We start from the raw sequence: 19736 nt of genomic DNA, 5'->3' as shown, positions 1-19736 counted from the left end.
GAGGTTAATGCGGTTTTTTTGTCGGTTAACGTACCCACGGACTTTTGCCCGTGGAATTCTAGCTACTCATTGAGTGAATCAAAACACGGACTAAAGTCCGTGGGTACGTTAAAACCCGATTTTTCCTTTCCGGCCCTGGCCGTCTTTGCCATCAACGTATTCCTTCAACTCGGCCAGTTCCTTTTCAAAACCACTGCTTAAGATCGGGAAGCGGCACCAGGTTTTGGGGTCCACGTTTTCGTCGTCAACGTGGAACGAGGGCGCATACCGCTCGCGCTTCCACTGGTTGCGGCTCCAGAGCCGGAAAAACCGGTCGACGGAGGTGTACAATTGAGCCCGGTTATACTGATTTTCAAACACCACTTCCACCTGCTGCATGACTTCTTTCGGCGACAGTTTGTCCCGAATGCCGAATTTTTCGATGGCGTTCAGGACATCGTACGGCATCAGATCCTCCTCGTCGGTCTGCTTTTGGTCGAGTGGGCGGAGTTCGGCGGTGGGCTGCAGATTATTCACTTTTTGTAAACCGGCTACTTTAATCGTGCCACCCACGCCCACGGTTTCGAGCCAGCGGAGCCAGCCGCGCAGGTAATGTTTGTCGATGCCGGCAATGGGGGAGATGCTGCCCGCCGTGTCGCCGTCCATCGTGGCATAACCCACCGACGCTTCCGAGCGGTTCGAGGTCGAGAGCAGCAGGGCGTTCTGAATGTTGGCGAGGAGCCACGCGCTCGGGGCGCGTACCCGTGCCTGAATGTTTTGCAGGGCCACGTCGTCGGTTTCCCAGCTCAATGGACGACCTAACTGGTCTTCAATCAGTTTGGTATACGTCTCCACCAAACCGTTGATATTGATGTTGTAAAACGTTGCACCAATGGATTTCGCCAGCGATTCCGCCGATTCGTAGGTGTCGGTGGAGCTGTTTTCGGTCCCCTGGTAGATGGTGGTCAGCAAAGCTCCGCAGATTTCGTCGGCGGTTTTTAGTTTCTGGATTGACTTGATGTGGCCCAGTTTCTTTTTAAAACCGTCCAACCCAATGCTTTCGTCCGCCATTCGGATCATGAGCGAAACCAGAGCCGCAATGGCCGACGAATCCGCGCCCCCGCTCAGCGACAGCACAAAACCGTGGGAGCGACTTTTGCGCAAATAATCAAACAACGCCAGTGCAACGGCCCGCGCAAATTCCTCTTCTTTCAGGTGATTGCCGTTTTCCCAGTATTCCAGTTCGGCTTTTTGCACGACCGGTTTGACAAACGGAAAATCAAACTGAGCCGCTACCCGCAGATTGGGAAACAAATACGCCAGATTGACCTTGTTCTGGGTCTGACTCAGCCGCGTATCGTCGATATCGATCACGGCGGTGATGATCAGCTGGTCGGCGTAACTGAAACGCGGTCCGGATACCAGCAACTGGCCGTTGGACGCAATCATGGCATCCCCGTCGAAAATAGCACGCCCGGATTCGTTGCCCACCAGGTTACAGTAAATGTAACTGACACCGAATGCCCGGGAACCATCGATCACAAACCGTTCGCGAACGTGCGATTTATAAAAAGAAAAATGGCTGGCACTCGGATTCAGGATAATATCGACGCCCCGTTCGTGGAGACTGCGGCCGGGTCGGTTCGAAATCCAGGCGTCTTCGCAAATCTCAAAACCGATTTTCACGCCCGATACATCGAACAAGAGGTCGCCAACCGGATAGGAAAATTCACCGATCTGAATTTCGTCGCGAACACCGGGTGTCCAGGGTTGAAACCAGCGGGTTTCGTAATGAATACCGTTGTTGGCGAGTACCTGCTTGCAGACAAAACCGAGAATGCGTTTGTTGGCGATCAGGCAGGCGGTGTCGTAGGTGCGGTTATTGGCCAGCCGCAGCGGCAAACTGACGGCCACAATAATGTCGGCGGTGTGCGGTACAATTTCCAGCAAACTTTGCTTGGCCTGCTCGATCAGTTCGTGCGAGAAGAACATGTCTTCGCAGCCGTAACCGGTGATACACAATTCAGGCAGGCATAATATGCTGACATTCTGGTTCTTTGCTTCTTCAATGGCATCGACAATAGTCCGGCGGTTGTGTTCCCAGGCCATCGGGATCTGGTTGACAACACCGGCGGCAACTTTTATGAGTTTCATGTAAAAGGGATGTCTGGTTGATCGGTTTTCAATTCATTCGGCAAACAACAACTTTTTCGGTTCAGGATAAAATCCGATCCGTAATAAAATAACGTCTCGGGGATTTTAACGGTTCACGCGATCGGAACGCCCGTTTAAACCCCTATAACACCCATTTACCCCTTTTTGATTGAACTCATGCAACCTTGTGAACCATCTTTGCATCTCCCAATCACCGACTGTAAACAACCTATACACCTGAAACATGCCTTTCCTGCCAGTCATCCCGGAAAAATTACCATCTATGTAAGATCAGGTTCTATGTAATGCATACTACTTAATTTTGCTGCGTACTCCAGGCGAAACCGGACAGTAAACAACGATTTTGACAGTAATAAGTAAACAACAACCTACTAATAGATCTCATGAAAACGTTTATCACCGCAGTGTGTACGTGGCTGGTTATGACTGCAGCCATGGCCCAAACCCCACCCAAAGGCAAGATTCGCGGACTGGTTATCGATCCCACTCAAAAACCGTCGGAATTTGTTACGATCCTGCTGCTGAAGGCCAAAGACTCGACCCTGGTCAAGGGCGTTATCACCAACGACAAGGGGCAATATGAGTTCGACAACGTGGCCGATGGCGGTTATCGGGTGGCCACTTCACTGGTTGGTTTCAAGAAAGTATACTCCGAAACGTTCGCAGTTGACGCGGTAAATGCTGAGGTTCAGGTGAAAACGTTAACGATGGTCGAGGAAGCTAAAAGCCTGAACGAGGTGAAGGTGGTGGCTAAAAAACCGTTCATTGAGCAGGAAATCGACCGAACGGTTGTCAATGTCGAAAACAGCATCGTAGCGAGTGGGAGCACCGCCCTTGAAGTGCTGGAAAAAGCGCCGGGTGTAACCATCGATCGCCAGAGCGACAACATTCAGTTAAAGGGAAAAGGGGGTGTTATCGTCATGATCGACGGCAAGCAGACCTACCTTTCGGGTCAGGAAGTGGCCAATCTGCTGAAAAACACCCCGAGTGATAACATCGAGAAAATCGAGATCATCACCAATCCATCATCCAAATACGACGCAGCTGGCAATGTGGGAATCATCAACATCCGGATGAAGAAGAACAAGAATTTCGGTACCAACGGAACGGCGATTGCCGGGGTGGGGTACGGCCGGTTTGAGAAAGCCAACGCCAGCCTGAACCTGAACCACCGCGTCGGAAAAATCAACGCATTTGGCAATTACAGCTACTTTCACAACCGTCGTTTTCAGGAAAACAGCCTGGATCGGATCATTCCCTACAACGGAAAAATCACCTATTTCGATCAGTCATCGTACCGTCCAAACCGCTTCGACGGGCACACGTTCCGGACGGGTGTTGATTATTTCATCAATAAGAAAAGCACGATCGGTGTGCTGGCGACCGGTTTTATCAACGACTGGGAACAACCCAACGGGGTGAATCACTCGGTGATCAGCAATGAGCTACACCAGATTACGCTGAAGCCAACAACCGAAGTTACGGTAAAAAACAAGTGGTCGAACGTGACGGGGAACGTAAACTACAAGTATGATTTTGACGGCAAAGGGCGCGAATTTACCAGCGACCTGGACTACTCCCGGTTTATCGGGCAATCGGATAATAACCTGAGCACGACCTACACCAATGCCAACGACAGCATAGTTCAGCCAACGGCCATTGTTCGCAACAACATGCCTTCGACGATCGACATCTGGGCCTTCAAGTCGGATTATGTCCATCCCACAAAGATCGGGAAGTTTGAAACCGGTATCAAAACCAGCTTTGTCAATTCAGACAACAACCTGACCTACGAAGATTACGTCGATGGTCGCTGGGTTTTTAATCCGAAGCAAAGCAACCAGTTTAAATACACCGAAAATATCAACGCGGTTTACGCGAATTTTTCCGGGAAACTGTACCGAAAAACCACTATTCAGGCGGGGCTGCGGCTGGAGAATACGCACTCGCGGGGTAATTCCGTTACGCTTAATAAAATTGTGGACCGAAACTATACTAATCTGTTCCCGACGCTGTTCTTATCACAACAGCTCGATACAAACAACGTGCTGAACCTGTCCTACAGCCGCCGGATTGATCGCCCGAATTATCAAAATCTGAATCCATTCCGGTTTTATCTGGATCCCTATACGTACCAACAGGGAAATCCGTACCTGAAACCGCAGTTTACGAATTCGTTTCAGTTGACTCACGTGTACAAAGGTAGATTCTCCACCACGTTGGGGTACAGCCGGACGACTGACGTGATTGTGAATGAGGTGCCGGGTCAGATTGCCGAAGACAACATCACGTTTGTTACCACCGACAACCTGGCCACGCAGGACAATGTGAACCTGACGATGAGTTTCCCGGTGACGGTGACCAAGTGGTGGAACATGCAGAACAATATCGGCGTGAATTACAACAAGTACGATTCGCCGTATTTAGGAGCACAGTACAACGTTAGTTTCGCGTCTTACAACGTGTATACTTCCCAGAACTTTGTGTTACCGAAAGGTTTCAGCGCGGAACTGGCAGGGTGGTATAATTCAAAAAATGTGTACGGTTTTTACCGGACGCAGCCGATGGGCGCTTTTAGTCTCGGTGTTCAAAAGACGTTGATGAACCGGAAAGCAACCTTGAAACTGAATGTAAATGACCCGTTCTGGCTGAATAAATTCGAAGGGAAAGCCACGTATCAGGATATTAATTTCCGGGTTCGGGCGCGTTGGGAAAGCCGGATTGCCCGACTGACGTTTACGTATCGGTTCGGGAACCAGAACGTGAAAGCCGCCCGTCAGCGGAGCACCAGCACGGAGGCCGAGCGAAACCGGGCCGGTGGGGGCAACAATTAAATAAAAGTTAAATAAAGCAAACGGCGGATGAATTTCCGTTCACCCGCCGTTACTTTAATAGATAATTAGTTTAGGTTAAGAAAGCAGAAAGCCATTCCCACATTGAGGAGTGGCTTTTTTGATTTTTAAAAATACGGTAACATTCTCCAAATTCAAAATACTATTTGGTGACATCGTGTAGATACATTTAATAAATTTGCATCACATGAAGGGTATTTATTGAAAAGTCATAAAAAAAGGTCACTTTTTGTGACCTTTTTTGTGATTATCTAAATGATATTTAGTATCCAACTAATTGCAATGATTAGCCCAAAGCCGCCACTCCCGGCAAGGTTTTGCCTTCCATGTACTCCAGCAAAGCTCCACCACCCGTAGAAACGTAACTCACGCGGTCGCCATAACCGGCGTTGTTGACCGCCGATGCCGAGTCGCCACCGCCGATCAGCGAGAATGCATCGTTTTCTTCCGTCGCTTTTACCACCACATCCGCAATGGCGTTGGTACCGATCGCGAAATTCGGGAATTCGAACACGCCCATCGGTCCGTTCCAGAGGATGGTTTTCGATTTAGACAGCACATCGCTGAATAAGGCAACGGATTCAGGACCGATATCCAACCCTTCCCAGTCGTCCGGAATCTCACCGGTTTTCACCGTCTGGCGGTTTGCATCGTTGGAAAAACCGTCGGCAATGACGTTATCGACCGGCAAATACACCTGAACGCCTTTGGCTTTGGCCTTTTCAAGCAGTTCGAGCGCCAGATCCTGTTTGTCGGCTTCGAGCAGGGATTTACCGATTTTACCACCTTGAGCCTTCGTGAAGGTGTAGGCCATGCCACCGCCGATGATCAGGTTATCGACTTTATCCAGTAACTTCTCGATGATCAGGATTTTATCCGAAATCTTGGCACCTCCCATGATGGCCGTGAACGGGCGATCCGCATCTTCCAGAACGCGCTGGGCGTTGTCCAGTTCGGCCTGCATGACGTAACCGCAGACTTTATCCGTAAAAAACTGCGCAATGACCGCCGTGGATGCGTGGGCGCGGTGGGCCGTTCCGAACGCATCATTTACCCAGACATCGCCGAGTTTTGACAATTTTTCGGCAAAGGCAACGTCTCCTTTTTCCTCTTCCTTATAAAACCGCAAATTTTCGAGCAGCAATACTTCGCCCGGTTTTAACGCATCGGCCTGTTCTTTGGCGGATTCGCCAATGCAATCGTCGGCGAATTTCACCGAAACGCCCAGCATAATGGATAAGGGGCCAACCAGGTGTTTTAGTGAAAATTTATCTTCAGGACCGCCTTTGGGCCGACCCAAATGCGACATCAACACGCACGAGCCACCATCTTTCAGAATTTTGTTGATCGTCGGCAGAGTGGCTTTCATACGGGTGTCGTCCGTAATTTCGAACTTACTGTTCAGTGGAACATTGAAATCCACCCGAATCAGGGCGCGTTTACCGGAAAAATTATAAGAATCTAAAGTTTTCATACGACAGATTTCCTGTTAGTTGGCAAAATCCGCCCGAACTTAGGGGTTTTTAGGCAAACGGAACAATTGCACGATCAGCTTGTTGGATTTGTACTAATTTTACGTGTATAGTTCCAATTTCTAGCGTCTTTGAACGGGAAACCGGAATTTTCATTGGTTATTTTCCGGTTCCCAAAACCGCTACCGACGTCTTCAAATACTGATCGAACCACTTCAGATACCGGTCGAACCGGTCGGTTTGGTAACTCGGCACCGAAAGACCGTGAAACTGGCCGGGATACACAATCAGTTGTGCCGGAACACCCAATGACTTGAGTGCCTGATACATCTGCTCACTTCCGGCAATCGGCACGTTAAAATCCTTTTCTCCGCCCATAAACAACGTCGGCGTTTTGATGCGGTCGGCTTTCAGGAACGGATAAGAAACTTTCAGCCACTTATCGGTATTCTTCCAGGGGAGCCCCAGTTCGCTTTCGTATTGTGTAACGTACTGATCGGAACCGTACATGGTCAGTTGCAGCGAACTTCCGGCTCCGCTCGCGGCCGCCTTAAACCGCTGATCGGTGGCGATGGTGTAATTGGTCAGAATGCCGCCGTAGCTCCAGCCGCCGATGCCCAGCTTCGCCGGATCGGCAATACCGTTGGCCACCAGATAGTCGGTAGCGCCCAGAATATCAGCTACTTCCTTGTTGCCCCAATCGCCATAAATGGCTTTGCAAAACGCCAGACCTCGTCCACTGCTGCCCCGGTAATTGACGCCCGCAACCACATACCCGCCACCGGCCAGCAACTGCCGGGAAAGATCGAAACCAAAATTGTCCTGCCCAACCGGACCGCCGTGGATGAACAGAATCGTCGGGGATTTCTGCCCGGCCGGAACGTTGGCGGGGCGGAACAGCATGTTTTCGACCTGCGTGCCGTCTTTGCTCCGGGACGTAAATCCTTCAACCGAAGCCAGTGTTAAGGGAGCCACGAAAGCATCCTGAAAGGTGGTCAACCGGCGGGTTTCACCGTTTTCGACGGCGTAAATTTCCGTCGGCAGTTGCGGTTTGCTCATCAGCGTTGCCCAGCCGCCCTTGGAATTTTGTTCCAGGTCGGCAAAAGCGAGGTCGCCACCGGCCAGGCGGTTTAGTTTGCCCGATGCCAGATCGTACGCGCCGACGTAAGTCCGGCGGTCGTCGTCGACCAAAACCGCTATCGATTTGCCATCGGGCGACCAGCGCGGGTTTCGAACCGGCCGATCCAGGGCAACGGATACCAGTTTGGGCTCACCGCCACTGGCCGAAATCACCGACAAAACCGGCTGGTCGTACATGATAAAATTGGTCGCAGCCGTCGAGCGCAGATAGGCAATTTGGGCACCATCCGGGCTCCAGACCGGGTTATTATCGGAACCGCCCCAGGTCGTCAGTTGCTTCATTGGGGCTTTGGCACGGGCTTCGATCACGTACAGATCGGTATTTTCGTTCTTGTCCGGATCGGAAGTCCGGTTGCTGACAAACGCAATCTGCCTGCTGTCGGGCGACCAAACCGGCGAGGTTTCGTCGTAACTGCCGGTCGTGAGCGTATCGAGTTTTTTGGTTTCAACGTTGAACAGATACAGGTGGGCCGCCCGGCGGTCGAGGTAACCTTTGGTGTCTTCCTTGAAATGATAGCGATCGATGACGTACGGTTTTCGGATTTTGGTTTTCGCGGAGTCTGAATAATCTTTATCGCGGATGACGAGTGCAATGGATTTACCATTGGGCGCCCACTCGTAAGCTTCCAGATCGCTTTTCAGGTCGGTCAGTTTTTTGCCTTCGCCACCGCGCCGGTCGAGGAGCCACAACTGGCCGTCTTTATCGCCGTTGCGGGTGGCCACAAACGATAGATAGCGGCCGTCCGGACTCCAGCGGGGCGACGACTCGCCGTCGGGGCTGCTCGTCAGTTGAACCGTCTGCTTGCCGTCCCAACTCACCATCCAGATATCCGTATTTCGTTTGTCTTTCTCTTTATCGACCGTCGAAAGCGTAAACGCCACCCACGATCCTTCGGGCGAAACCTGCGGATCGGCGATGTTCTGCAATCTCAGAATGTCGGAGGGTTGAATCGGGCGTTTGACGGGAGGTTGAGCCAGCACAGAGCCGGTCAGGAACAGGCCGAGGAAAATGGATTTCATGGTTTGTTTTGAAGAGGAATAAGCCCATGAAGATACAAAAAGTTTGGAAATGGTTTTATTTTGCAGCCATTACCCCACAAATCGAGAAACATTCCTGACCGTTCAATGACTACGACTCGCTTCTTCCAAATCTGTATCCTTTTCTTTTTGATTCACCAAACCGTTCGGGCGTCCAAAGTGGATACCGTGGAAACGTACAGCGCGTCCATGAAGAAAACCATCAAAGCGGTGGTAATTACGCCGGATTCGTATTCGAGTGGGCAGGAGTTTCCGGTGGTCTATGTCCTGCACGGCCACGGTGGTAACTACAGCGATTGGGTGAAAAAAGCGCCCTCCATTCACAAAGCCGCCGACACCTATCAATCGATCATTGTTTGCCCCGATGGCAATGTCTCCAGCTGGTATTTCGACAGCCCCGTCGATCCGTCGTCGCGGTACGAAACCTATGTTTCCGGCGAACTGGTGTCGTGGGTGGATAGTCACTACAAAACCATCAAAAACCGCACGGGCCGGGCGATTACCGGTTTGAGCATGGGTGGTCACGGAGCATTGTACCTGGGATTCCGGCATCAGGATGTGTTTGGGGCCGCGGGCAGTATGAGCGGGGGCGTCGATATTCGCCCTTTCCCGAACAACTGGAACATGGCGAAATGGCTGGGCACCTACGCCCAGAATCCCGAACGCTGGAACCAGAATACCGTTATCAACCTGCTCCATCTGCTGACGCCCAACTCCCAGGCACTGATCATCGACTGCGGAACGGAGGATTTTTTCTTTCGGGTCAACTCAAATCTGCACCAGAAAATGCTGGACATGAACATCGCCCACGACTTCATCACCCGCCCTGGCGCCCACAACTGGAATTACTGGAACAACGCCATCAACTACCAGCTGCTGTTCATGCGGGCGTATTTTGATAAGAAGGGGTGAGGGTATACGGTTTTCGGTAAACTGAAAACCGTATACTATAACTTATTGCCCGTCTACAAAATGCTGCATCGCCTGGCACAAAAACCGGGCGAAGTCGGGATTGGGCACGCCGTTCTGGCTGGTGTAGCGCGGGTCATCGACATACAACTGACCGAGTCCGCGGTAAGCCGCCAGCGGGTCGCCGTTGCCGACGGATGGCCCCCACATTTTCCGAATGAAAGCATAGTGCCGGGCAATCTGTTGCTGAACGGCCGGGTCGGTTGGATCTTTGTGCATGAGTCCGGCCAGCGTACCGGCAATTTCCTCGCCCTCGGCTTTGACCTGCGCCAGTTCGTCTTTGCTTAATTTACGGAGCTTGTTTTCCGATTCTACCACGACCTTTTCGCCGTATTTGGCGACGGCTTCCTGCCGGTAAGCTTCCGCGGTTTCTTTCGGGAAACCGGCGTATAATTCTTCGTCTGTTACCATGATTTGTTCTCCTTTTAGTTTTGAAATGGTTTTGTCAATCGTACTCAGCAAGGTTGTGAGCCGGTCCCGACGATCTTTCAGGGCGGTTTTGTGACTTTTCAGCGCAACCACCAGATCGAAATCGGGGTCGTCGAGAACCTGCCGGATTTCCAGCAACGGAAAATCCAGTTCCTTGTAAAAGAGAATCTGCTGCAGTCGGATTAACTCTTTCTCGCCGTAAAGCCGGTACCGGGCTTCCGTGCGAACGGACGGTTTTAGCAAACCCAGGCGGTCGTAATGATGCAGCGTGCGCACGCTGACTCCCGCCAGTTTTGCCAGTTGTTTGACCGAATAGGTTCTCATACTCATTGCGTTACTGCTGTTGACGTTGTAAATGTAGGCTATGACGTAAGGGGAGAGTCAAGAAAAAAATGAAGTTTTTTTAAACTTTGCCGTATTTTACCGCAGTTATTGACGCCATTGGAAAACCGCACCCCCATTCCCGACCTGATTCGACTGGCCACCACAACCGCCGATGTTGACACGTTACTGCAGATGATGGAAACGTTTTGCCACCATTTCAGCTATCCGTTCGACCGTCCGCTCCGGCAACAACTTATTCGGCAAATGCTGGAAAATCCGTCGCTGGGCTCGCTCTGGCTGGTGGTGGACGAAAACCGCCCGGTGGGGTATGTGGTGCTGACGTATGGTTTTGCCCTGGAGTTCGGCGGAAAAACCGCTCTGGTGGATGAATTGTTTATTGAAGAAGGCCACCGGGGAGGAGGGAAGGGACGCACGGTTTTGCAGCAGATTCAGCAAACCGCCGACGAACTGGGCGTTTCGGTCATTCTATTACAAACGGAAAAATACAATCCCCGCGCCAAACGACTGTACGAATCGATCGGCTTCGTCGATCAGGAGCGCAGTACGCTGATGTGGAAGAGACCTAATTAAGGTGTACGGTTTTCAGTTTACGGTTTTCGGTGCGGTTCCCCGCCAGGACTGACGCGTTAGCCACCGTAAACCGAGAACCGTAAACTGAAAACTGTAAACTTATTTCAACCAATGAAATTCTTTGTTCCGTCTACCAAAAATCCCGAAGAGGCTGAGAAAGTGCATGGCATTTTGCGGAAGTCCATGCTGAAACACCGCTACGAAACCACGGATCTGCGCATTTATTCGATTACGTTCGACGACAACGGATTCAGCCTGACCGAAACCGTCGGCAAACCGTCGGAGACGTCCGGCGAAACGATTGTCGCCATTTTCCAATCCGGTGATCTGTACCTGATTTGCACCAATAACCGGGGGGTGCTGCGTGGCATGCCCATGATTGCGGGCGAATGGGCCGTTACGAATGTGGAGTTGTTTGAAGCAGAAGCGTAAACGATCCGTCAATAAAATCGGGCCTTTCCTGCTTTTGCACTCGCTATGGCAGAATAAGGCACTGATACCCGAAAACCGTCTCTATGTCTCTTGGCTCTACTCTTTGTGCTCACTTTTGAAACCCATCATAATACGCTACCACATCAACCAATTGATTGACATCGAGTTTACGCTGGGTAATATAGTTATCTAACTGGCTGGTAGGGTCTTTCAGAACGCCGAGGACGGATTTTCGGGACAGGTTCACGACCCGGAGTCGTTCATTGTTCCGCTGAATAAAGTAGGTTTTGCTGTTGATAAAAGTCCCGTCGAATGATTGCTCCAGGGAGTAGGCATCTCTTTTTACGACGCTCAGATTGCTGCGAATTTGTTTCAATAACCGGGTTTTTCCGGCATACAAAACCATGTAATACACGCGGCTGGTCTTGCTGCCTTTGTCGCGGAGCTGGCTGGTAAACCGCATGTCATGGATGGTGAACGCTTCCGGCTGCACTTCATATTCCTGCTCGTCCCCTTCAAACCGGCATTTGACCACGTTGGTCGCAATGTTGAAGGCAATCTGACACGGAATCGGTTTTTTCGGATCGCCCGATTCCAGCGTTCCGTCCTGCCAGATCGGATACGTCAGGTATTCGCTGCCCAGAAAAGTAACCTGCGTCAGCGCCTGGCTGCGGTCGGGCCGATTGACTAATAAACCGTTTTTGGGGGCGTAAAACTGGCAGGTCGTTATCACCCGGTTTTTGGCATCCTGCGAAACGACACACTGGCTGTGTGCTACAGAACTCAGCAAGGTAACCAACCCACTTAATAAGGCCGAACGGTATTTCATAGGGGCAGGGTCAATGGAGTCAATACCCAGCAATACGGTTTTTATTTCCAGCCTAAGTTACACATAAAACACCATTTCTTTTTAGCAAAATGGACGCTTTTTTGAGCAATTGGGCAAACGGTACTACAAATCGGGTAAACGCAACGGGCGTTTTGGAGCTGCGGTATCGTTTGGGTAATTAGTGCTTTGCCGGTCAGTCAAAACCTTGTCCGCTTACTCAAAACTCCTGACAATGAATGAATTTGATGATCTACTTTGCGTTGGATGCTGGCGGATGCGTGTCTGCTAAAATCCATTTTTACATTCCATACCACTAACTTCTATCCAAATGAAAGGCGAAAAGTTTTTTATCGACGACAATCGTGTCCCTGCGGAATTTTCGGCAAAACGGTTTGGCCGTTTTCTCACCAGTGAGCAATCCCAACGGCAGAAAGAAGAGGCCCGTCTGGAGCGTGCTCTGCACACGTTGCAGGAAAAATACCGTGCGGAAGAAATGAAACTGATCGGGTCGGAAATGCGGGAAAAGCTGACGGAATACACCCGGAAAAACCGTCGTCCGGACCCCAAGCCGGGCGAAGATTCCCGGCTGCTGGAAAGCGGTTTTCTGGCGGAAGAACGGTGTCGGCAACGGATCCAGTCGCTCCGGTTTGCGCAGGATGTCAAGCTGGATCTGAATGGGTTGGTCAAACTTCGCCGGGCGGCCAGTCTGGAATTTGAAAAATTGATCAAGCCGGTTGAGTCGGCGACGCACCGGACAACGGTTGAACAGCCGGAGCAGGCGGTTTTTAACGAACCGTTCGTTTTGCCGCATCCCAATCCGTTGGTCAGCGAGGCAACTTTTTTCCCTAATTATCCGGGTTGGTGGGATCGCAGCGCCCAAAACAGTGCTTCGGGCGACGGACAGATCAAACGGAACGACAGCTATTTGTGGTGGGACGCTTCCCGTTCGGGGAGCTGCATTCATTCGAAAAACAAGGATGCGGGCGATTTCGATTACCTGATGTCGCACCGCGAAAACGGTTTTCTGGTGCCGTTCAAAACGACGCAAAACGGTATTTTGCGGATTCGATTCGATGTGGAATGTGCGTTTTCGCAACATTGCCTCGAAACCTGGGATGAATGGGGCTGGTCGGATTACACGGCCTGGACGAACGAAGCCGCCGTGGCGAGTGTGTTCTGGAAATGGGAGGACGTGACTCCGGCAACCGAATCGGTGGATTTGCATTTTGTGTGGGGACTGGACGGACACGGTGATGGGGAGAGTTCGCCGGGCGTGGTGTATCCCGTTCCGGCCGCCCAGCTGCGCACCCTGACGGTGTACACCAATATGTCGTTCCCGGCCAATGTCAACCTTTGGATTTATATTGGAACCAAGCAGCGGTTTTACGGCATCATCAACGACGTGAGCATCAACACCTTCGTCAATGCGGGCTGGTACATCCGACGGATTCAGGTGAATTCGATTTAGCGGTTTTGGTAAAATTTTGGACGCCGAATGGGTTAGTACCTTTTAGGAGGGACTTTAACCGTTCGGCGTTTAACGGTTTTTCCACTTTAGGTTTCTGCTGTACTAAACCCGCCACACCTTTTTCAGGGTGAAATACCACCGGTAGCCGGGGCCTCACATCGCGTTCATTGCCAGTTTTTTACACGAATGAAATAGGGGCGATACCGATCTGCGCTGCCCGGATGATTGAAATGATCGGCAAAATCGTTTGCATTGATGCAGTACGAAATCAGCAGGTCGCCATTTCGCGACAACTCGGGGTGTACCAGGGCGTTGTAAGTAATCACTTTGCCCGTGCCCTGCTCCGGAGGAACGGTGTAAAGGACCCGCTTGGCGGTCCAGGGACCAATCGGACTGTTCGACTCCGACAGAAATAACCGCCGGCCGAAAACGATTTCCTGCGTGAACAAATAGTATTTGGAACCCTGCCGAAACACGCTGAACTGGTCGGAAGCATCCTTATAGATCGAATGATCCGCTGGTTGGTTTCCCCATTGGCTACCGTTCCAAAATTGCCAGGTCGCGGTCAGATTTCCTTTCGGAGCGCGGGCGACGACAACATTCGTTGTGAGGTTTCCATGAATTACGCCATAGATGTAGATATAACCGTCAGCCGCTTCACAGAGAGCACCACCGTATCCCCACTTTCCCCGGTATTTGTTGGCAATGATTTTTTCGATGGCGCCCGTCTTTGGGGAGCAGATGGCAATGTCAATCGACTCATTCGTAAAATCCCAGGAACCTGACCCGGTTTTTTGGATATGACTCAGCACGACTTGCAGCTTCCGGTCGTGAACCGTTGCATCCAACGGCCAATACCAGTCGTTGCCGCCTTTTTGCTTCGCGTGAACAAAATAGCTTTGTCCCGCCGTAGCGGTTTTCGCCCCCTGGTTCAGCGTTTGAAAACTGTCGAATGTTTCGCCCTGCTGAATCATCGCCGAGTTCCGAACCATGACGTTCTGATTGGATAAACGCGTGCGGTCCGGTTTGACCAGACCCAGAAACGTATCGCCGAATGTCCAGAAAATCCGACCGTCGGGCAGGAGCGTGGAGTAAACCCCGTCACCACCGTTCCAGGCAGTGTTGCGGGTGAAAAACGAGTTGTATTGCGAATCAACCTGGACTTCCGGCTCGGAAACCGCTCTTCTTTCTACAGGTCCGGTAGCCCAAAAAAGCGCTGGTTGACTGGCGAGCAAGCCTGTCAGCAGGCTGAGAAATAAGAAAACCGTGTTATTCATGGGGGAGGGGCATCAGAGCAAAAGAAGCAAACCGGCGGGTAAAGTTACTTATTTAGGACGTCGATTATTAAAATCCTTCGTAGCTGGAATGCCAACCAAGAATGCCTCCAGCGGGTGCCACGGAACCTATACCTATCAGCCTGCACCTGTATAAAATGGTTGCAAATCAACCACTCGGTCGGCTTGTTGGGCAGTAGACGTACCTATTCTGAGACGATACCAATCGCCGAGCCAAGCGAAAAAAAAGATGACTCCAAACAAAGGGAGCCAAAAGCGTTGAGTTCCATCAGAAACGGCTTGGACAAGTACCTTATCCCCGAAAAGTAAAAAAGCCCTCCACATTGCTGCAGAAGGCTTTTCGTGAACCCGAAGGGACTCGAACCCCTATCGTCGGTACCGGAAACCGAAATTCTATCCATTGAACTACGGGTCCATTCGCGGGCGGATGCCCGTTTCGGGTTGCAAATATAGTGATTGTTACTCCGTTTTCACAAGCCGGTTTTTTCTTTTTTCTTCTTTTTTCCTGTTAAACAGCCCCCATTGCCCTTTGGGCCTGCTGCGTCACACCCCATGCTCCGCGCCTTTCACGCTCATTCACAGCAACTTCATGGTTTCATAATCGCCAACGGCATTCAAATATAAAAAATGAATCAGTAGGCCGTTGATGTTGGTAATGAGTTTGTGGGCTTCGGGCAGCGTCGTTACAGCCGTCGTAATTCGCTCAAATTCCGACGCTACTCCCATGTCTTTGTGGTGGAAATCCAGGATCTGCTGACGCGGCATTTCGCGCTCCACGTAGAAATAATGCATGGCTTCGTCGCTCGTGCCGGTGCTCGGAAATAACAGGCGGTTATTGAGTCTGGTCAGTTCCTCCGGTTTGAGAGCCAGGCCAATTTCCTCGCCGACCTCGCGGGCCGCCACCTCCTGCGGATCGTCGGTGGTATCGACCATACCCGCGGGGTGTTCGTACGTGTGGGAACCATCGCAGATGCGCCGTTGCCGAACCAGCACTACGTATTTCTCTTTCGTATCCTGATCGATCAGACACACCAGCACCGAAACGGCGTGGCCCTTCAGAAACAGCGCGGGTGGAATTTTATCCCCTTCGGGCGTGTTGGCGTCCACTTCCAGCATCGCAAAAAGCACCTCACCATTGTGCCGGTGGCGGACGTAAAATTCATGGATATGGTTAATAACCAGTCCGTTTGTTTCGGCCTGTTGTTGCCAGAACCGGAATTTCGGTGCATCGGCAAGCAATTCTTTTTTCATATGCATTCGTTTTGGAGCGATTGATTTTCGGGATCGGCCTTTCTCAGCGAATCCGGCAACGCAAGTAACAAACCTTTTTTAAAGTCTACTCATTTTTAATTCCGGGAGCACTTTTCGCCCCTGGCTGCCGCGGCTTTGAAACAAAAATGAGTTGTTTTTGCAAAAACCGGTTTAAATCGGGGGGCAAATTTCGGAAACGTGTATATTTGCCATTCGCCATAGCTTGTAGTTTACAGATTCAATGACGTATTGTTTAGGTATCAAAGTAGCCTCCGGCTTAGTCGCCATTGCCGACACCCGACTTACCTCCGGCTCCGAAGTTTCGAGTAATCGAAAAATTTCGGTTCATGAACTGGAAAATCATTCCCTGTTTATCATGACCTCCGGTCTGCGCTCCGTCCGCGACAAAGCCATCACCTATTTTCGGGAGGTGATCGGAGAGAAAGACCGCTCGTTCAACAAGTTATACAAAGCCGTTAACGCGTTTGGCGAACAAGTCAGGCGGGTCGCCATTGAAGACAAAGCGGCCCTGGAAGCCTCGGGAATGCATTTCAACCTCAACGCCATCGTGGGCGGGCAACTCGAAGACGACGAGGAACATAAGCTGTTTTTGCTATATCCGGAAGGCAACTGGGTGGAAGTGGATCAGGGTTCGCCGTTTAAAATCATCGGGAATTCGGGCTATGGAAAACCGCTGTTGTACCGGAATCTGACGTACGAATCCTCGCTGCAGGATGCGTTGAAAATGGGTTTTCTGGCGTTCGATGCCACGCGGGTGAGTGCAAATGACGTGGATTATCCGCTCGACGTGGTGGTTTACGAGAAGGATAGTTTTCATTTTGCCGAACACCGGCTCGAAAAAGAGGACATGGAAGCGGTTTCGAACCAGTGGAGCGCGTTACTGAACAATTCGGTTCGTAAACTTCCAACCGCCTGGATGAATCCCATTTTTAATAAAATAGTTTAATTCGGAATGCACTTGACGTAAACTTTTCCACACTTCGATGAAACTTCGGGTCAGTCATGAACTCCGGTATGATTATTCCGCAGCGGTTTCGCTGGAACCGCACACCTTGTATTTGTACCCCAGAATTTACCCGCACCAGCGGTTGATAAATTTCGAGCTGCATGTTGATCCCAAACCCAGCAAACTGGTCAACAACGTCGATATTGAAGGCAATACCCAGCAGGTGATTTACTTCAACAACCCCACCGATTCGCTGATTGTCAGGGCCGAAACGGAGGTTGAGTCGGATTTGTACAACGCCTACGATTTTTTCCTGTTTCCGTTCGAGACGCAGCGAATTCCGTTCACCTATCCCGACGCCGACCGGAAATTGCTCGAACCATATCTCGAACGGACGGCGGTAACGACGCTGATCGAACAATATGCCCGGCAGATTGCGTCGGAAGCCAAATGGCAAACCGTGCCGTTTCTGTCGCACCTTGCTACGACGATCCGCAACAATTTTGCGTATGAAGTCCGGGAAGAAGGTCCGGCAACTTCCGCCGAACTGACCCTGATTTCGCGCAAAGGTTCGTGCCGTGACTATTCCGTGTTATACATTGCGGCCTGTCGAAGTCTGGGCATTGCGGCCCGGTTTGTCAGCGGGTATCTCTACGGCGATCCGATGCAGGAGCACGAGCTCCACGCCTGGGCGGAAGTCTACCTGCCCGGTGCGGGTTGGCGCGGTTTCGATCCGACCGAAGGCTCGGTAGTCATCAATCACCATGTTTTTCTGGCGGCTTCGCTTTTCCATGACCGTCTGTCTCCGCTGACCGGTTCCTTTCGGGGACAAGCCCGTTCGACGATGACGGTCGCGCTTTCGATTACCGGATCAGAATAGTCAGCAGATCGGAAAAAGGAATTATATTTGTTTTCAATTCAAGAATTGGGGAGCTGGGCCTTCAGCTACGGGATCGAATCGGCTGATTTTCCCTACTCCTCAACTCCTATTCTCTCTTCAACGTGGCATTAATAAAGTCGATTTCCGGAATTCGTGGAACAATTGGTGGGCGTAGTGGCGATGGCCTTACACCTTTGGATGTGGTAAAGTTTGCGGCCGCCTTTGGACAATGGATTCGAAACCAGCATCCGGATAATCGGACAATCGTAATCGGGCGGGATGGTCGGTTATCGGGCGAAATGGTTTCGAAACTGGTATCAGCAACGCTGCAAGGCCTGGGGCTGAATGTGATTGATCTGGGTTTATCGACCACCCCAACCGTTGAGCTGGCCGTCACGGGTGAGAATGCGGCCGGAGGTATTATCCTGACTGCCAGTCACAACCCGATGCAATGGAATGCGCTCAAGCTACTCAACGAAAAAGGCGAATTCATTTCGGAAGAAAACGGCGCCGAAGTGCTGGCGTTCGCCGAATCGGAAGCGTTCGATTTTGCAGATGTCCGGAAACTCGGAAGTTACCGGACCGACACTACCTGGTTGCAAAAGCACATTGATGCCATTCTGGCTCTGCCGCTGGTCGATAAAGAAGCCATTGCCGCCCGGAAATTCAAGCTGATTGTCGATGCGGTTAACTCCACCGGCGGTATTATCGTGCCGATGCTGCTCGAAGCCCTGGGCGTCGAAACCGTTCACCGGTTACACTGCGAACCGACAGGTCATTTTGCGCACAATCCCGAACCGCTGCCCGAAAACCTGCGGGACATTATTCTCGAAATCAAGAAAAACGAATACGACCTTGGCATTGTGGTGGATCCGGATGTCGACCGGTTGGCGCTGATCTGCGAAGACGGATCCCCGTTTGGTGAGGAATACACCCTGGTGGCCGTTGCGGATTATGTCCTGAAAAACCGCTCGAAAGATTTACAACCGGGCAATACGGTTTCAAACCTTTCGTCGACGGTGGCGCTGCGGGATGTAACCCAGAAATACGGCGGCAAGCATTCGGCTTCAGCGGTCGGTGAAGTCAACGTTGTTGAAATGATGAAGGAAGTTGATGCGGCAATTGGTGGCGAAGGCAACGGAGGCATCATTTACCCCGACCTGCACCTGGGCCGTGATGCGCTGGTGGGCATTGCGCTCTTTCTGACGCACCTGGCTAAATTCGGCAAATCGGCGTCGATGCTGCGCCGGACTTACCCGAACTACTACATCTCCAAAAACAAAATTGAACTGACGCCCGATATCAACGTCGATGCGGTTTTGGAACGGATCAAGGCCAAATACGCCAAAAATCCAATCAATACCATCGACGGCGTCAAGATCGAGTTCGATAAAGAATGGGTTCATTTGCGCAAATCGAATACGGAACCCATCATCCGGATTTATTCCGAATCGGATACACTGTCGACCGCGGATTACCTTGCCAACAAGATCATTTCGGATATTAAAGAAGTGATTGCGGATAAACGGTAGACCCTCGTTTAAGGTCACGATAGAAAACCGCAACCCGGTTTTAACCAGCGCGGGAAGTAAGTTCTGATTCTTTTGCAGAACTCACTTCCCGCATTTTTGTGTTTATCCGGCTA

The 19736-nt window shown here is 51.2% G+C and carries 15 protein-coding genes and 1 tRNA gene; 8 read left to right on the top strand and 8 right to left on the bottom strand.

Going from position 1 to position 19736, the window contains the following annotated elements:
• Window positions 1–108: 108 nt before the first annotated feature.
• Window positions 109–2133: an NAD(+) synthase gene (nadE, locus tag EHT25_RS08220; RefSeq protein ID WP_124873132.1), complete on the bottom strand. Its 2025-nt coding sequence runs from the start codon at window positions 2131–2133 to the stop codon at window positions 109–111.
• Between the two features lie 404 nt (window positions 2134–2537).
• Between nadE and EHT25_RS08215 the strand changes: the two genes are divergently transcribed.
• Window positions 2538–4988 carry a TonB-dependent receptor gene (locus EHT25_RS08215; protein ID WP_124873130.1) on the top strand — a complete coding sequence of 817 codons (2451 nt, stop codon included), beginning with the start codon at window positions 2538–2540 and terminating at the stop codon, window positions 4986–4988.
• A gap of 304 nt (window positions 4989–5292) precedes the next feature.
• Here the strand turns inward: EHT25_RS08215 and EHT25_RS08210 are convergent, their stop codons facing one another.
• Window positions 5293–6480 (bottom strand): phosphoglycerate kinase, encoded by a 1188-nt coding sequence (locus tag EHT25_RS08210; RefSeq protein WP_124873128.1) that lies wholly within the window; start codon window positions 6478–6480, stop codon window positions 5293–5295.
• 157 nt (window positions 6481–6637) lie between these two features.
• A complete protein-coding gene (locus tag EHT25_RS08205; protein ID WP_124873126.1) occupies window positions 6638–8638 on the bottom strand; it encodes a S9 family peptidase in 2001 nt (666 codons plus the stop codon).
• A 105-nt stretch (window positions 8639–8743) separates the two neighbouring features.
• On the opposite strand from EHT25_RS08205, the gene EHT25_RS08200 reads away from it, so the two are divergent.
• Window positions 8744–9568 (top strand): alpha/beta hydrolase, encoded by an 825-nt coding sequence (locus EHT25_RS08200; protein WP_124873124.1) that lies wholly within the window; start codon window positions 8744–8746, stop codon window positions 9566–9568.
• Between the two features lie 42 nt (window positions 9569–9610).
• Here the strand turns inward: EHT25_RS08200 and EHT25_RS08195 are convergent, their stop codons facing one another.
• Window positions 9611–10378 (bottom strand): MerR family transcriptional regulator, encoded by a 768-nt coding sequence (locus EHT25_RS08195; protein ID WP_124873575.1) that lies wholly within the window; start codon window positions 10376–10378, stop codon window positions 9611–9613.
• Between the two features lie 117 nt (window positions 10379–10495).
• Between EHT25_RS08195 and EHT25_RS08190 the strand changes: the two genes are divergently transcribed.
• Both EHT25_RS08190 and EHT25_RS08185 read left to right on the top strand, forming a co-directional pair.
• Window positions 10496–10969, top strand: a complete 474-nt coding sequence (locus EHT25_RS08190; protein ID WP_124873122.1) for a GNAT family N-acetyltransferase — start codon at window positions 10496–10498, stop codon at window positions 10967–10969.
• A gap of 111 nt (window positions 10970–11080) precedes the next feature.
• Window positions 11081–11401: a hypothetical protein gene (locus tag EHT25_RS08185; RefSeq protein ID WP_124873120.1), complete on the top strand. Its 321-nt coding sequence runs from the start codon at window positions 11081–11083 to the stop codon at window positions 11399–11401.
• A 109-nt stretch (window positions 11402–11510) separates the two neighbouring features.
• Here the strand turns inward: EHT25_RS08185 and EHT25_RS08180 are convergent, their stop codons facing one another.
• Window positions 11511–12230: a hypothetical protein gene (locus EHT25_RS08180; RefSeq protein WP_124873118.1), complete on the bottom strand. Its 720-nt coding sequence runs from the start codon at window positions 12228–12230 to the stop codon at window positions 11511–11513.
• A gap of 328 nt (window positions 12231–12558) precedes the next feature.
• Here EHT25_RS08180 and EHT25_RS08175 point away from each other — a divergent pair, with 328 nt between their 5' ends.
• Complete coding sequence (locus EHT25_RS08175) at window positions 12559–13698, top strand: hypothetical protein (RefSeq protein WP_124873116.1); 1140 nt, start codon at window positions 12559–12561, stop codon at window positions 13696–13698.
• Between the two features lie 164 nt (window positions 13699–13862).
• Here EHT25_RS08175 and EHT25_RS08170 read toward each other — a convergent pair whose 3' ends face one another.
• The 3 genes from EHT25_RS08170 to EHT25_RS08160 all read right to left on the bottom strand — a co-directional run bounded on the left by EHT25_RS08170 (window position 13863) and on the right by EHT25_RS08160 (window position 16250).
• On the bottom strand, window positions 13863–14975 hold the full coding sequence (locus EHT25_RS08170) for a DUF5005 domain-containing protein (RefSeq protein ID WP_124873114.1): 1113 nt from the start codon (window positions 14973–14975) through the stop codon (window positions 13863–13865).
• A 361-nt stretch (window positions 14976–15336) separates the two neighbouring features.
• Window positions 15337–15408 (bottom strand) — tRNA-Arg (locus EHT25_RS08165).
• Window positions 15409–15569: 161 nt separating this feature from the next.
• Window positions 15570–16250 (bottom strand): NUDIX hydrolase, encoded by a 681-nt coding sequence (locus EHT25_RS08160; RefSeq protein ID WP_124873112.1) that lies wholly within the window; start codon window positions 16248–16250, stop codon window positions 15570–15572.
• A 235-nt stretch (window positions 16251–16485) separates the two neighbouring features.
• Between EHT25_RS08160 and EHT25_RS08155 the strand changes: the two genes are divergently transcribed.
• The 3 genes from EHT25_RS08155 (at window position 16486) to glmM (ending at window position 19623) form a co-directional block, all read left to right on the top strand.
• Entirely contained in the window at window positions 16486–17211 is a 726-nt protein-coding gene (locus EHT25_RS08155) for a proteasome-type protease (protein ID WP_124873109.1), read from the top strand.
• Window positions 17212–17248: 37 nt separating this feature from the next.
• A complete protein-coding gene (locus EHT25_RS08150) occupies window positions 17249–18091 on the top strand; it encodes a transglutaminase family protein (RefSeq protein ID WP_124873107.1) in 843 nt (280 codons plus the stop codon).
• 122 nt (window positions 18092–18213) lie between these two features.
• Window positions 18214–19623: a phosphoglucosamine mutase gene (glmM, locus tag EHT25_RS08145; RefSeq protein WP_124873105.1), complete on the top strand. Its 1410-nt coding sequence runs from the start codon at window positions 18214–18216 to the stop codon at window positions 19621–19623.
• The last annotated feature ends 113 nt before the right edge of the window (window positions 19624–19736 follow it).

The sequence above is a fragment of the Larkinella rosea genome (genome assembly GCF_003858635.1).
Taxonomy (GTDB): Bacteria; Bacteroidota; Bacteroidia; order Cytophagales; family Spirosomataceae; genus Larkinella; species Larkinella rosea.
Note: the sequence above shows the minus strand (reverse complement) of the source record. Positions and strands in the feature narration are given on the sequence as shown.

Bases quoted from the DNA above. Each gene is read 5' to 3' on its own strand.
- nadE (WP_124873132.1), bottom strand. From the start codon at position 2,133: ATGAAACTCATAAAAGTTGCCGCCGGTGTTGTCAACCAGATCCCGATG.
- EHT25_RS08215 (WP_124873130.1), top strand. From the start codon at position 2,538: ATGAAAACGTTTATCACCGCAGTGTGTACGTGGCTGGTTATGACTGCA.
- EHT25_RS08210 (WP_124873128.1), bottom strand. From the start codon at position 6,480: ATGAAAACTTTAGATTCTTATAATTTTTCCGGTAAACGCGCCCTGATT.
- EHT25_RS08205 (WP_124873126.1), bottom strand. From the start codon at position 8,638: ATGAAATCCATTTTCCTCGGCCTGTTCCTGACCGGCTCTGTGCTGGCT.
- EHT25_RS08200 (WP_124873124.1), top strand. From the start codon at position 8,744: ATGACTACGACTCGCTTCTTCCAAATCTGTATCCTTTTCTTTTTGATT.
- EHT25_RS08195 (WP_124873575.1), bottom strand. From the start codon at position 10,378: ATGAGAACCTATTCGGTCAAACAACTGGCAAAACTGGCGGGAGTCAGC.
- EHT25_RS08185 (WP_124873120.1), top strand. From the start codon at position 11,081: ATGAAATTCTTTGTTCCGTCTACCAAAAATCCCGAAGAGGCTGAGAAA.
- EHT25_RS08180 (WP_124873118.1), bottom strand. From the start codon at position 12,230: ATGAAATACCGTTCGGCCTTATTAAGTGGGTTGGTTACCTTGCTGAGT.
- EHT25_RS08175 (WP_124873116.1), top strand. From the start codon at position 12,559: ATGAAAGGCGAAAAGTTTTTTATCGACGACAATCGTGTCCCTGCGGAA.
- EHT25_RS08170 (WP_124873114.1), bottom strand. From the start codon at position 14,975: ATGAATAACACGGTTTTCTTATTTCTCAGCCTGCTGACAGGCTTGCTC.
- EHT25_RS08160 (WP_124873112.1), bottom strand. From the start codon at position 16,250: ATGCATATGAAAAAAGAATTGCTTGCCGATGCACCGAAATTCCGGTTC.
- EHT25_RS08155 (WP_124873109.1), top strand. From the start codon at position 16,486: ATGACGTATTGTTTAGGTATCAAAGTAGCCTCCGGCTTAGTCGCCATT.
- EHT25_RS08150 (WP_124873107.1), top strand. From the start codon at position 17,249: ATGAAACTTCGGGTCAGTCATGAACTCCGGTATGATTATTCCGCAGCG.